Annotated in this window: 13 protein-coding genes; all 13 read right to left on the bottom strand. The window is 43.7% G+C overall.

Features of this window, described 5'->3' with window-relative positions; genetic code table 11:
- Positions 1–4: 4 nt before the first annotated feature.
- The gene (locus tag AC623_RS06610; RefSeq protein WP_049661664.1) at positions 5–1,543 is read right to left on the bottom strand and encodes an acyl-CoA carboxylase subunit beta; all 1,539 of its coding nucleotides are present in this window, start codon (positions 1,541–1,543) and stop codon (positions 5–7) included.
- 10 nt (positions 1,544–1,553) lie between these two features.
- On the bottom strand, positions 1,554–2,336 hold the full coding sequence (locus tag AC623_RS06605) for an enoyl-CoA hydratase (RefSeq protein ID WP_049661663.1): 783 nt from the start codon (positions 2,334–2,336) through the stop codon (positions 1,554–1,556).
- Positions 2,337–2,341: 5 nt separating this feature from the next.
- The gene (locus AC623_RS06600; RefSeq protein ID WP_049661662.1) at positions 2,342–3,250 is read right to left on the bottom strand and encodes a hydroxymethylglutaryl-CoA lyase; all 909 of its coding nucleotides are present in this window, start codon (positions 3,248–3,250) and stop codon (positions 2,342–2,344) included.
- A gap of 12 nt (positions 3,251–3,262) precedes the next feature.
- The gene (locus AC623_RS06595; protein WP_049661660.1) at positions 3,263–3,475 is read right to left on the bottom strand and encodes an acetyl-CoA carboxylase biotin carboxyl carrier protein subunit; all 213 of its coding nucleotides are present in this window, start codon (positions 3,473–3,475) and stop codon (positions 3,263–3,265) included.
- Between the two features lie 17 nt (positions 3,476–3,492).
- Positions 3,493–4,848 carry an acetyl-CoA carboxylase biotin carboxylase subunit gene (locus AC623_RS06590; RefSeq protein ID WP_049661658.1) on the bottom strand — a complete coding sequence of 452 codons (1,356 nt, stop codon included), beginning with the start codon at positions 4,846–4,848 and terminating at the stop codon, positions 3,493–3,495.
- Positions 4,849–4,867: 19 nt separating this feature from the next.
- Positions 4,868–6,502 carry an AMP-binding protein gene (locus AC623_RS06585; protein WP_231603385.1) on the bottom strand — a complete coding sequence of 545 codons (1,635 nt, stop codon included), beginning with the start codon at positions 6,500–6,502 and terminating at the stop codon, positions 4,868–4,870.
- Positions 6,503–6,525: 23 nt separating this feature from the next.
- On the bottom strand, positions 6,526–7,668 hold the full coding sequence (locus AC623_RS06580; RefSeq protein ID WP_049661657.1) for an acyl-CoA dehydrogenase: 1,143 nt from the start codon (positions 7,666–7,668) through the stop codon (positions 6,526–6,528).
- A gap of 78 nt (positions 7,669–7,746) precedes the next feature.
- On the bottom strand, positions 7,747–8,382 hold the full coding sequence (locus AC623_RS06575; protein WP_049661655.1) for a TetR/AcrR family transcriptional regulator: 636 nt from the start codon (positions 8,380–8,382) through the stop codon (positions 7,747–7,749).
- Between the two features lie 209 nt (positions 8,383–8,591).
- Positions 8,592–9,527 (bottom strand): stage V sporulation protein K, encoded by a 936-nt coding sequence (spoVK, locus tag AC623_RS06570; protein ID WP_049666327.1) that lies wholly within the window; start codon positions 9,525–9,527, stop codon positions 8,592–8,594.
- Positions 9,528–9,692: 165 nt separating this feature from the next.
- Positions 9,693–9,926, bottom strand: a complete 234-nt coding sequence (hfq, locus tag AC623_RS06565; RefSeq protein WP_049661654.1) for an RNA chaperone Hfq — start codon at positions 9,924–9,926, stop codon at positions 9,693–9,695.
- A 39-nt stretch (positions 9,927–9,965) separates the two neighbouring features.
- The gene (gene miaA / locus AC623_RS06560) at positions 9,966–10,910 is read right to left on the bottom strand and encodes a tRNA (adenosine(37)-N6)-dimethylallyltransferase MiaA (protein ID WP_049661652.1); all 945 of its coding nucleotides are present in this window, start codon (positions 10,908–10,910) and stop codon (positions 9,966–9,968) included.
- A gap of 140 nt (positions 10,911–11,050) precedes the next feature.
- Positions 11,051–12,703: a glycerol-3-phosphate dehydrogenase/oxidase gene (locus AC623_RS06555; RefSeq protein ID WP_049661650.1), complete on the bottom strand. Its 1,653-nt coding sequence runs from the start codon at positions 12,701–12,703 to the stop codon at positions 11,051–11,053.
- Positions 12,704–12,861: 158 nt separating this feature from the next.
- The gene (glpK, locus tag AC623_RS06550; RefSeq protein ID WP_049661649.1) at positions 12,862–14,355 is read right to left on the bottom strand and encodes a glycerol kinase GlpK; all 1,494 of its coding nucleotides are present in this window, start codon (positions 14,353–14,355) and stop codon (positions 12,862–12,864) included.
- Positions 14,356–14,359: the final 4 nt, after the last annotated feature.

The following is a 14,359-nucleotide window of genomic DNA, read 5'->3' as shown; positions in this document are numbered from 1 at the left end:
TTTATTAGACAGGATTGACTCCGTGTTTACGATCTGTGAAAACCATATATTTGGACATGTAGACGTCGAGTCTGGCAGACAGCTCATCACGGAGTTTATTTGGCTCGACAACGTCATCAATGATCAGTTCAGAGGCAAGACGATACACATCAATATCCCGACGATACTCTTCTCTTTTCTCATTGATGAATGCCGCTCTTTCTTCCTCCGGCAATGCAGCAATTTTGTTCGCGTAAACAGCATTTACCGCTGCTTCTGGTCCCATAACCGCAATTTGAGCTGTCGGCAGTGCTAAGCAGCAATCCGGTTCAAAAGCTGGCCCTGCCATTGCATATAGTCCCGCCCCGTACGCTTTACGGACGATAACCGTCAGTTTTGGCACGGTTGCTTCGCTCATCGAAAAAATCATTTTTGCTCCATGGCGAATGATGCCGGCTTTTTCTACATTCGTACCAATCATAAATCCAGGAACGTCGGCTAAAAATAAGAGCGGGATATGAAAAGCATCACATAAGCTGATAAATTTAGCTGCTTTATCAGCTGAATCATGGAAGAGCACTCCGCCTTTTACACGCGGCTGGTTGGCGATGATGCCGACTGGCTGTCCGTTAATCCGGCCAAGACCCGTAATCAGCTCAGCAGCAAATAATTTCTTAATTTCGCAGAAGCTGTCTTCATCGATCAAGCGTTCAATCAGCTGGTACATATCAAACGGTGCATTCTGATTTTGAGGAATAAGTTCTTCGATTGATTTTTCGAAGGCAGCGGATGCTTTTGGCTCGTTTGGAATAGGCTTCTCTGTGTAATTGTCTGGAAAGTATGTTAAGTACTTTTTAGCATAGGCAATCGCTTCCTCTTCTGTTTTAGCCAGTACATCACCGCATCCCGAAACGGAACAATGCATTTTTGCGCCGCCCATTTGTTCAAGTGTTACTTTTTCTCCAATGACCATTTCCGCCATACGAGGCGACCCTAAATACATGGAAGCATTTCCTTCTACCATCACGACAATGTCACAAAAAGCTGGAATGTAAGCCCCCCCTGCTGCTGAAGGACCGAATAACAGACAGATCTGCGGTACTTTCCCAGACATCTTAACCTGATTATAGAAAATACGGCCTGCTCCTCTGCGGCCCGGGAACATTTCAAGCTGATCGGTAATTCGAGCCCCCGCCGAGTCAACAAGATAAAGCATCGGACAACGAAGCTTCTCGGCCGTTTCTTGAATACGGATGATCTTTTCTACTGTTCGCTTCCCCCATGATCCGGCTTTAACCGTCGAATCATTCGCCATCACACACACCGTACGCCCGTTAATTTTTCCAACACCGGTCACGACGCCGTCTGCCGGCAGGTCACCAGCCATCATGTTAGCGAATAAACCATCTTCTGCCTGCAAGCCATCATCAAAAAGCAGCTGCAGACGCTCACGGACAAATAGTTTTCCCTGTTCTGCATTTTTTTCATGATACTTTTCTTGTCCGCCCGTCAGGATCGTTTCTTTCTTTTCACGATAGTCTGTCTTTAATTCTGTTTCGTTCACTGCCTTCTCCTCACTTTCCTCTATATGCTGGTGGCCGTTTTTCTGCAAATGCCCGCAATCCTTCTAACCTGTCTTCTGTTGGAATTAATGTATTATACGCCAGCTTTTCAATTTGCAGTCCAGTGGCAATATCGGTTTGCATCCCCTGATTGATTGCTGTTTTCGCTTGAGATAAAGCTAGCGGAGCGTTTACGGCTATTTCCTTTGCTAAATGAATCGCTGTTTCAAGTAGATTTTCAGGATCAGCTATGTGCTCGACAAGACCAATCTGTTCAGCTTGGTGAGCGGTAATTCTTCGCGCGGTAAAAATCAATTCTTTTGCTTTGCCAGTGCCGATGAGGCGAGGCAGTCTTTGCGTTCCGCCTGCTCCCGGAATAATGGCAAGAGAGGTTTCCGTTAGCCCCATCTTCACTTGACTAGAAGCAATCCGGATATCACAAGCTAAGGCAAGTTCTAGCCCTCCTCCAAAAGCAACGCCATTTATCGCGGCAATCACCGGCTGGGGCAATGCTTCTACCTCACTCATTGTTGAGCCAATCAAACTGACTATTTGTCTTACTTCAGCCTCATTCATTCCTCTTCTTTCTTTTAAATCTGCTCCTGCACAAAAAGCTTTTTCTCCTGTCCCTGTCACAATCACAACCCGAACTTCCGGATCATGCTTTAGTTGATGAAGAACATCGTGAAGATCGTACAATAGCTGCCTCGATAGTGCATTCGCTGCTTCAGGGCGATTCAGGGTCACAATAGCGACTCCTTGTTCATGATTTGTGACATTAACGGTTTCCCCCATGCCTTTCACCCTTTCTCTACTTTGCGATATATTTCTAGCTGTTTGCTCTTTAATGGCTTCCCTAAAATAGCTTCCATTAGCTCGCCTGCCTCTATTAGCGCTTCCATGCGAACTCCCGTCTCAATGCCCATTGCATCAAGCATATAAACCAAGTCCTCTGTCGCTACATTTCCTGATGCTCCTTTGGCATACGGGCAGCCGCCTAAACCGCCGAGAGAACTGTCAAATGTAGAGATGCCCATTTCAAGAGCCTTAGAAACATTCGCAAGGGCCGTTCCTCTCGTGTCATGAAAATGCATAGCGAGGCGATCTGGGCCGAATTCAGGAAGAAGGATGTCAAGCAGACGTTCTACATCTGTAGGGGCTGCTACCCCAATCGTTTCACCGAGCGACAATTCATCAATCCCCATATCAAACAATCGGGCACCAATTTCTCTTACCTGCTCAGGCGGGATCATGCCTTCATACGGACAAGCAATAACAGTTGATACATACCCGCGTACTGTTTTTCCAGCCCGCTTCGCTTCTGATACAACTTCTTTTAACACCGGCAATGTCTCTGTGATCGTCTTATTAATATTGTTTTTGTTATGCGATTCGCTTGCCGACATAAACACGCTAACTTCATCCGCATTCCCTTCGAGCGCTCTCCGCAATCCATGCATATTCGGCACAAGAGCAGCATAGGCAATACCCGGTTTTCTTTGAATAGAAGAGAGCACCTCCGCAGCGTCTGCCAGCTGCGGAATCCATTTTGGATGAACAAAAGAGGTGACTTCTATATAAGATAGCCCGCTTTCCGATAGATGATCGATCCAGGCTACTTTGTGTTCAGTGCTGATCTGATGCGGTTCGTTTTGCAAGCCGTCCCGAGGGCCAACTTCTTTAATCGTCACTTTTTCAGGAAGTTTCAACGAGCTTTCCTCCTACTCAACATCAACGAGCGCATCTGCCTCATTGACAAAGTCTCCTTCATTCACATGAATTTTTTGAACCGTTCCATCCTCTTCGGCCGCAATCGGAATCTCCATTTTCATTGATTCCAAAATGACGACATCCTGCCCAGCTTTTACTTCCTCTCCTTCTGATACAAGAACTTTCCACACGTTTCCTGCCATGCTTGCTTGTACTGTTGCCAATGTAATCTCCCCTTTTATTACGTTGTTGTTAATTCTGGCAAATAATATTCATTCACAAAATGAGTCGTTGTCGTTCCTTTTAAAAATTGTTGATGGCTAATAATTTTTCTCAGCATCGGTAAATTTGTTTTAATGCCTTCAATTTTGTATTGTTCAAGTGCCTTCTGCATACGAATACACGCTTCTTCACGGGTTGGCCCCCACGTGATCAGCTTCCCAATCATCGGGTCGTAAAATGGAGTAACGGCCGAACCAGCCTCGACCGCACATTCATTGCGCACTCCTTCTCCCTGCGGCAATTCAAAAGCAGTGATCTGGCCTGGCGATGGAAAAAAGGTTTTTGGGTCTTCTGCGTAAATGCGCACTTCAATCGCATGACCGTTTCTTTTTACGGTTTCCCGTGTTAATTCCAGCTTTTCGCCGGCAGCGACCTTTAACTGCTCTTCTACAAGATCCAGTCCAGTAATTTCTTCTGTTACCGGGTGCTCAACTTGCAGCCGGGTGTTCATTTCCAGAAAATAGAAATCTTCTTTTGCATCTACTAAAAATTCAATTGTGCCGGCATTCGTATAGCCGATATGATGAGCTGCTTTTACAGCGGCATCCAGCATGTTCGTTCTCGTTTTCTCGCTAATAAAGGGAGAAACAGCTTCCTCCACTACTTTCTGATTGCGGCGCTGAATGGAACATTCCCGCTCCCACAAAGGGATAACATGCCCATGTGTATCCGCCAAGATTTGCACTTCAATATGATGTGGTTCTTCGATATATTTTTCTAAAAACATATCTCCGTTACCAAAGAAAGATTCCGCTCTCTTTTTGTTTCCCGCAAATGCCTTAACGAGCTCTTCCTCTGAATGGACAAGCTGCATACCGATACCGCCGCCGCCTGCTGAAGCCTTAAGCATAAGCGGATAACCGATAGACTCCGCTGCCGCCTTTGCCTCTTCCTCGTCTTGAAGAGGAATATTGATTCCTTTAATAATCGGAACACTCGCTTGTTTCATTGCTTTGCGTGCTTCAATCTTGCTTCCCATTGCCGCTAAAATATCGGGAGCAGGCCCAATAAAAGTGACCCCTTCGTCTGAACACTTCTGGGCAAATACAGCGTTTTCCGACAGAAGCCCATATCCCGGATGAATCGCTTCTGCTCCACTTTGCTTTGCTGCGCGGATAATTTCATCAGCATTTAAATAGCTAAGGTTTACTTGAGGTTTGCCAATGCAGTAAGCCTCGTCTGCTTGTTGGACGAACAAGGCGTTCTCATCTGCTTCAGAATACACGGCTACTGTTTTGATCCCCATTTTTTTACACGTACGGATAATACGCGAAGCGATTTCTCCGCGGTTAGCAATTAGTATTTTTGAAAACAACTGGATCGCTCCTTCCGCTTTATTTCAATAAGCTCATCGACTGTTCTCGCAGTTTGAACTTTTGAATTTTTCCTGAAGCTGTCATCGGATATTCTTTCGTAAACATAATGTGTTTTGGAATTTTATGACGGGAAATTTTATCTCTAAAATAGGCTTTAATCTCATCTGAAGATGCTGTCTCTCCCTCTTTTAAAATAATCCAAGCCATTAATGCCTCACCGTATTTTTCATCTGGCACCCCAATTACTTGAGCATCGAGTATTTTCGGATGCGTATATAAAAACTCTTCAATTTCACGCGGGTAAATATTCTCACCGCCGCGGATAATCATGTCTTTTAAACGTCCGGTCACCCTGATATAGCCATTTTCATCCATTACAGCGAGATCGCCTGTATGAAGCCATCCTTCTTTATCAATCGCTTCTTCCGTCGCATCAGGATTGTTGTAGTATCCCTTCATTACGTGATAGCCCCGTGTACAAAGCTCACCTTGCGTATTAGGCGGAAGCTCCTTTGATGTACCTGGTTCAACTATTTTTACTTCTACATCTGGCAGTGCCCGCCCTACGGTTTCTACCCGCAGTTCAACAGGGTCATTTGTTCTTGTTTGCGTAATAACCGGCGAAGATTCTGTTTGACCATAACATATGGTTATTTCCTTCATATGCATGTTATTCATGACGGCTTTCATAACTTCTACTGGACAATTTGAACCGGCCATCACTCCTGTACGAAGAGTGGTTAAATCATAGTTTTGAAAATTCGGATGATTTAATTCAGCAATAAACATCGTCGGCACTCCATGCAGAGCCGTGCACTTTTCCTTTTCTACCGTTGCTAGTACAGTTTCAGGATCAAACTCTTGGACAGGAACCATCGTAGCACCAACCGTTACACAGGCCATCGTTCCAATAACGCATCCAAAACAGTGGAAAAACGGAACAGGGATACAAAGACGATCGTCTTTTGTTAACTCCATACAACCGGCAATATGGAAAGCGTTATTCGTTAAATTGCTATGTGTCAGCATGACTCCCTTAGGAAAACCTGTCGTCCCGGATGTATATTGCATATTGATCACTTCATCCGCTGTTAACTCAGCTGTTCTTGCATCAAGCTGCTCTTCTGTCACCTGGTCTGCTATCTCTAAAATATCTGACCAGCTATACGTGCCGTTGTACCGCTTTTCACTTAAGACAACAACATTTTTCAATAGAGGCAGCCGCTTAGACAATAATTTCCCAGGTTCACAGGAATGTAACTCAGGACAGATTTCATAGATGGTATCAATGTAAGAATTCCCGCGGTAATCTTCTATTAAAACAAGCGTCCGGCTCTCTGATTGCTTCAATAAATATTCAAGTTCCGCAGCGCGGTAATTGGTATTCACCGTTACCAATACGGCTCCCATTTTTCCCGTCGCAAATTGCAAGGTGACCCACTCAGGAACATTTGTTGCCCAAACGGCCAAATTCTCTCCTTTGTCAATATCAAGCGCCATCAAGCCTCGTGCTGCTTTCCGGCATAGCTGGTCAAATTCGCTGTACGTATAACGAATACCCCGATCTGGATAGACAAGTGCTTCGTGTTGTGGAAGTTGTTTGGCTCTTTTTGCTAATAGTTCTCCTATTGTTTCCTGCATCAATTCGCTCATGACACCCTTCCCCCTCTTATCTTTTAGCAGCCAAGATGACGTGCAATGACGAGACGTTGGATTTCCGAAGTGCCCTCTCCAATTTCGAGTAATTTAGCATCACGCAAAAATCTTTCCACATCGTACTCTTGCATGTAACCGTAGCCGCCATGAATTTGAATGGCCTGATTACTCGTACGGAAACTCGTTTCTGAAGCAAATAGCTTGGCCATGGCTGCTTCTTTTCCGAATGGCTTTCCTTGATCTTTTAGCCAGGCGGCTTTATATACAAGATTGCGAGCTAATTCTACTTCTGTCGCCATGTCCGCCAGCTTAAACTGAATCGCCTGGAATTTAGAAATTGGCTGACCGAACTGCACACGCTCTTTCGCATACTGAAGCGCTTTATCTAGAGCAGCCTGCGCAATTCCAACAGCTAAAGCAGCAATAGAAATCCGGCCGCCATCCAGTGTATATAAAAACTGGCTGAATCCTTTTTGACTGTCTCCCAGCAGGTTTTCTTTTGGTACACGAACGTTTTCTAATACGATTTCGCACGTATTAGAAGCGCGAACCCCCATTTTCTCATAGTTACATGAAATGGTAACGCCTGGTGCATCGGCAGGTACGATAATAGCTGAGATAATATTTTTTCCATCTTCTCTTTTTCCTGTGACAGCGGTTACAATAATCTGACGGGCAAAACCGGCGTTTGTAATCCAACACTTCTCACCATTTATGACGTATTCATCCCCATCAAGCACCGCTTTCGTTCTTGTTCCTCCAGCATCTGATCCTGCGTTTGGTTCAGTTAATCCAAAAGAACCCAATGTTTCTCCTTTCGCCATTGGAACGAGCCATTCCTGCTTTTGTTCTTCAGTTCCAAAATAAAAAATTGGGCTCGCGCCAAGACTAATGGCCGCTGCATAACTTAGTCCAGTACCGCCGCATGCTTTGCCGATTTCCTCTACTGCAATCGCATAAGAAACGGTATCCCCGCCAGATCCCCCATACTCTTCCGGAAAGGGGATGCCAAGCAATCCTAGTTCCCCCATCTTCTTAAATGCCTGTTCATTAAATCCTGATGTTTTGTCAAGATCCTGTGCATAAGGCTTGATTTCTTTTTCTGCGAAATTTCTCACCATTTCCTTTAGCATTTGCTGTTCCTTCGTTAATTCAAAATTCATGTGAAGTCCCCCTTGTTTACCGTTTTATTTTAGAGACAGACTAGTCGGTCTTTAAAACCGATTATAATAGCCAGCTTATTAATTAACCGGCTGACTGTTGAGTAAATAGGCTTTAATATCTTCGTTTTCCATCCCTTTTTCTGTTAGCAACGCATGCATGAGCAAATCGTTAAAAATTCCTCCGATATCTTCAATAGATAGTTTTCCCTCTTTGTTAAACCATTTGTAAGTCCAGTTCACCATGCCAATAATCGCCATCGTTGTAATCTCAGCAGATACTTCTGGGCGAAAGTCGCCGCTCTTTTGACCTTCTCGGATAATCTGTAAAATGATTTTCCGATATTCATCCCGTTTTTCGTTAATTCGTATTTGAAAATCTCCTTTTAAATAGGTGCTTTCTTGATAGAAAACCGTAATATGAGGCTTATAGAGATCAAATACTTTCGTAAACGACAGGACAATCGCGCACAGCCTGGAGGCAGGAGTGCTGTAATTAGCATACGCTTCCTTGGCGCGGTCAAGCACATAGGAAATAAAAACATCGTGGATGTGATACAACAACTCATCCTTTGACTTGAAATTGTGGTAAAACCCCCCCTTGGAACTACCGCTTTCTGCAACAATTCGATCGACGGTCACTCCATGATAACCCTGCTCTTCAAACATAACGAGTGCAGTTTCTATAATTCTCTCTTTTAATGTCTTCTTTTTCATTTTTGACCACCTTTTCCTAGATATTATCATAGGAAAAACCTGATTGACAATTATTTTATCTGAAAATAAAAAATAATGTAAACAAAAGGTGGCATTCCTTCAAGAGTTTAATTCGATTTAAAATGAAAAACGATTCTTTTTACCTAAAAAAACCGCCTAGTAAATGGCGGTTCCACTTTTAAATCAATTATGTTTTACTGTACTCATGGTTATTTAAATTGAATATCCTTTGATTCGATCATCAATAATTCTTCATATTTATAGTTACTATCATTCAGCAGGCGAACAGCTTGTGCTCGTGTAGCTTTTTCAATTAAATTACGAACATATCTGCCATTGGAGAATGTTTGATAATTCCCTTCTCTTACCCTTGTAAAATGTTCGCGCAGCTTCATTTTGGCTTCTTTGCTAAATTTGTATTCTTTTTCGGCAGCCATCTTTTCCGCAATCGCCATTAGCTGTTCCGGCCGGTAATCAGGAAATTGAAAGACGAGTGGAAAACGGGATTCCAATCCAGGGTTTAAGGTGAAAAAGTGATTCATCTCTCTTGGGTATCCCGCTAATATTAAGATAAAATCGTTTTGCTTGTCTTCCATATGTTTAACGAGCGTATCAATGGCTTCCTTGCCAAAATCCTTTTCGCCTCCCCTCCCTAATGAGTAAGCCTCGTCAATAAATAAAATGCCTCCCATCGCTTTTTTGATTAATTCTCTTGTTTTCTGTGCAGTATGCCCGATATATTCACCGACGAGATCGGCACGCTCTGCTTCTATCAAATGTCCTTTAGATAACACCTTCATTTCAAAAAACAATTTTCCAATAATACGGGCAGCTGTTGTTTTTCCTGTGCCTGGATTTCCTTTAAACATCATATGCAATACTTGCTTACCTGCTTTCAAACCGCTTTCTTCTCTTTTTTTACTAATAAAGATCCAAGCATAAATTTCCCGGATCATTTTCTTTAAGTCTTCAAGTCCAACTAAAGCATCCAGTTCACTTTCCACCCTTTTTAATACCGCATGCTCAGAAGAACTAGACCATGTATAAGAGCGTTCTTCATGGACTGGCTGCTGGATGCGGTCATTTTTGGTGTGCAGCACAACATTAATTTGGCCGTTGTCTTTCATACGGATTGGCTGCTTCATCTCTATCACCCCACCAAGCTTGACGGAGGCCGTCGCATATTGTCTTTTTTTGCGCTTTCCCAAGAAATAATTTCCCTCTTTACAGTCTATTCATGCTAAAAGTAAACATACGTCTTTCTGCATATAAAAAACGTGTACAAAAGCCTGTACACGTTTAAATGGTCATTATTCTTGTTCTTCTAAAGAAATTTGTACGTTTCGTTGAGGAGCAAATGTAGAGATAGCGTGTTTATAAACAAGCTGCTGCTTTCCGTCTGATTCAAACAAAACAGTAAAGTTATCAAAACCTTTTATGTAGCCACGCAATTGAAATCCATTTAATAAAAATACTGTGACGAGCGTCCCGTCTTTTCGAAGCTGATTTAGAAATTGGTCTTGGATATTGATCCCTTGTTTCATATCTTTTCCTCCTCTTTCTATCTGTACTTATTACTAATTCTATTTTAAATGCAGCTTTCCTGCTACAAAATCCGAAATTTCTTTTATTTTTTCCGGACGCTTCTCTTGATTTGACATGTCAAACCAGTCCACATCCATTTTATTTCGGAACCAGGTGAGCTGGCGCTTAGCGTAATTACGCGAATTTTGTTTTAATTGCTCGACAGCCTGTTCTAACGTTGCTTCACCTTTTAAATAGCCAAACAATTCTTTATAGCCAATCGCCTGCACAGCTTGACCGCTTCGGATACCGTTTTCCCAAAGCCGTTTTACTTCTTCAAGCAAGCCTGCTTCCATCATGATGTCTACTCTCTGATTAATACGGCTATAAAGCATTTCCCGGTCCATCGTAAGTCCGATTAACGCTGTCTCGTACAGTAACTCATCCGGCTGATGGCTTTGCTGCTCAGACATCCTTTTTCCCGTTGTCTGAAAGACCTCCATTGCACGAATAACTCTTCTTACGTTATTTGGATGGATCGCAGCGGCCGCTTCTGGATCTACTCTCTTCAGCTTCTCATGAAGAGCCTCTTTTCCTAGTTGTTCAGCTTCTTTTTCTAACGTCTCACGCAATTGCGGGTCGCCGCCGGTTTCCGAAAACTGATAATCATAGATAACGGATTGAATATACAAACCAGTGCCGCCAACAATAATAGGCAAACATCCTTTATCGCTGATCTCTATTATTTTTTTCCTGACTAGCTGTTGGAATTCAGCGGCCGAAAACGACTCATCAGGCTCTTTAATATCAATTAAATGATGGGGAACCCCATCCATCTCTTCAGGAGTAATTTTAGCGGTGCCGATGTCCATTCCTTTATAAATTTGCATGGAATCCCCACTGATGACCTCTCCCTTGAAGCGCTTAGCTAAATGAAGGCTTAACGCCGTTTTACCGACCGCAGTCGGTCCGATGATCACGATAAGTTTTTCCCGCTGATGCAATCTTTTCACTGCCTTTACCGATTTTTCTCTTATCGTACCATACGTACAATCAGTTATTAAAGCTAATACTCCATTCTCACCGTTTTTTTTATTTTTAAACCTAAAAAAGAAAATCAGTTTTCGCCATGCAACATTTGCTATTACTGACGGCTATCAATCGGTCTGTGTGCGGCGTTTATTTCTTCATTCAGTTCCGCTAAATAAAGCTGAGTGATAGAGGATGGCCAGGAGAACCACCCTGCCATCGCAGCAGCTACTTGTTCTTTATATTTTTTCACCTCATGTATTTGAAAAAATAGCTTTCCTGTTCGACGGATAAAGAAATCTACCGGCTTCCATACCATTTCATGATGGACCGCATACTTTAACTGAGCATACATGACTCTCGGAAGATCCGTTTGAGCCGTTTCTTTTATACAGGCAAATACCTGGTCTACATTAGACCCATACATGCCCGCCAAATATTCTCCCTCTTGCTTTGAGAGTCCGGATGCCACAGCCTCCTCGCTCTTTTCTTCAATAAACGAACGAAGCTTAGCGGCCCCTCCAATGTCGCCGCCTGATACCGGCAAATGCTTTGTCTGGCACTCTCTGTAGGTTTTCCCCGTTTGGCTGCTTAATCGCGTGGACACTCGATCTACAACCGTTTCTGCCATCCTCCGATAACCGGTCAGCTTGCCGCCCGCAATGGTAATTAATCCGCTTTCCGCTTCCCAAATTTCATCTTTCCTCGATATTTCTGAAGGATCTTTACCCTCTTCATAGATCAATGGACGTACACCTGCCCAGCTCGACTCTACATCTTCAGCATGGATTTGTATGTCAGGAAACATATAATGAATGGCTTCTAGCAAATAATCGCGGTCTGCTGCGAGCATTTTTGGCTGAGCGATTTCCTTATCATAAAACGTATCTGTCGTACCGACATACGTCTTTCCATCACGCGGAATCGCAAAAATCATTCTTCCGTCTGGAGAGTCGAAATACACCGCTTGTTTTAACGGAAACTTCGATTGATCGATGACAATATGAACACCTTTTGTGAGCTTAAGATGCTTATTGTTAATAGAGTAGTCCTGTTTACGGACTTCATCCACCCACGGGCCTGCAGCATTTACGATGATTTTTGCTTTTATCTCCAGCTGTTGGTCCGTCAATAGATCCTTTGCCTGAAGGCCCGTCACCTTGCCATTTTCATATGTGAATGTCTCTGCCTTTACATAATTAACCGCTGCCGCTCCTCGTTCAACTGCTTTTTTCATAACTTCTATCGTCAGACGGGCATCATCTGTACGATACTCAACATAATATCCGCCGCCAACTAATCCTTCTCTCTTGATAAGCGGCTCTTTTCTTAACGTTTCTTCCACTGTCAGCATCTTTCTTCGTTCCATTTTTTTAACGCCGGCTAGAAAATCATACACGCGCAAACCAATTCCTGTCGTGAATTTGCCGAATGTTCCCCCTTCATGCATCGGAAGAAGCATCCACTCTGGAGTTGTCACATGCGGTCCATTTTCATAGACGATCGCCCGCTCTTTGCCCACCTCGGCTACGACACCAATCTCCAACTGTTTCAAATACCGCAATCCGCCATGAACAAGCTTGGTTGAACGGCTCGAAGTACCTGCTGCAAAGTCCTGCATGTCTATGACTGCCGTTTTCATTCCTCTTGCTGCAGCATCAAGTGCGATACCAGCACCTGTGATGCCACCCCCGATAATAAGAAGATCATATTCTTCTGCCTGCAGAGAATCCAGCCACTCCCTACGTTTCAAATTTGAAAATATCATCAGCTTCCCTCCAATCCTTAAAATACCCTATCTTCGGCAGAGCAAACGGAAAAGAGACCTGTCAAAACACAACGAATACGTATCGTTACGCAGACAGATCTCCATTCTTTCACTAGTCTATTTCATTACTATTTATATGAGCTGCTTTCCTAAAAGTTCTACATCTTAAACAATAAAGCGGCTTCTATTGCTTTTTGCCAGCCATGATACAAACTTAGCTGTTTATCTTCTGACATTTCCGGTTTAAATTTCTTTTCCATTTGCCAATTGAACGAAATTTCATCACGGCTTTGCCAAAATCCTACCGCCAATCCAGCAAGGTAGGCGGCACCAAGTGCGGTCGTTTCATTAATAGTCGGGCGCTCAACCGGTACGCGGAGCATATCGCTTTGAAATTGCATAAGGAAATTATTTTTAACGACTCCGCCATCTACACGAAGTGCTTTTAAGGAAATACCCGAATCTGCTTTCATCGCGTCGAGGACATCTTTCGTTTGATAGGCAAGCGCCTCTAACGTTGCCCGGATAAAGTGCTCTTTTGATGTTCCCCTTGTTAAACCAAATACGGCTCCGCGCACCTCACTGTCCCAATACGGCGTTCCGAGTCCAACAAAGGCCGGAACGACATACACCCCTTCGGAAGAGTCAACTCGGACGGCATATTTCTCGGTATCCTTCGCATCCTTTATCATTCGGAGACCATCTCTCAGCCATTGAATAGCCGATCCTGCTACAAAAATACTGCCCTCAAGAGCATATTCTACCTTGCCATCTATTCCCCAGGCAATAGTTGTTAATAAGCCATGTTTTGAGGAAACGGCATTTTCTCCGGTGTTCATTAACATAAAGCAGCCGGTGCCATACGTATTTTTCGCCATGCCTTTTTCATAACAAGCCTGCCCAAACAAAGCCGCTTGCTGGTCACCGGCTGCTCCTGCAATTGGCACTTCTTTTCCAAAAAAATGATAAGGAGCGGTATGGCCATAAATGTCGGAAGACGGCCGCACTTCAGGAAGCATGGATGCAGGGACTGTTAATAGTTTTAACAGCTCTTCATCCCATTTCAAATCATGGATATTATACATTAACGTTCTGGAAGCGTTAGAATAATCCGTGACATGAACTCGACCGCCGGATAGTTTCCAAATAAGCCATGTATCAATCGTCCCGAATAATAACTCGCCGTTCTCGGCTTGCATACGGGCGCCTTCCACATGGTCAAGAATCCATTTCACCTTTGTTCCCGAAAAGTAAGCATCAATCAGCAGCCCTGTTTTTTCACGAAACAAAGCATCATGCCCCTGCTCCTTCAATTCATTGCAAATGGCCGCCGTCTGCCGCGATTGCCAAACAATCGCATTGTAAATGGGCTTGCCCGTTGCTTTTTCCCATACGACCGTTGTCTCCCGCTGGTTCGTAATACCGATTCCGGCAATTTGCTGTGGACTAATGTTATTTTCTGATAAAACAGTCGCAATACAGGCCAAAATGGTTCCCCATATCTCATTCGCATTGTGCTCTACCCAGCCCGGATGCGGGAAGTACTGTTTAAATTCTTTTTGTGCGACATGCACCATTTCCCCTTTTTTATTAAAGAGAATGGCTCTCGAACTCGTCGTCCCCTGGTCAAGCGATAAAATAAATTGCTCCATCGTT

It is taken from the genome of Bacillus sp. FJAT-27231 (genome assembly GCF_001183975.1).
In the GTDB taxonomy this organism is placed as follows: domain Bacteria; phylum Bacillota; class Bacilli; order Bacillales; family Domibacillaceae; genus Pseudobacillus; species Pseudobacillus wudalianchiensis.
The sequence above is the reverse complement of the archived record's forward strand: the minus strand, read 5'-3'. Positions and strand labels throughout refer to the sequence as shown.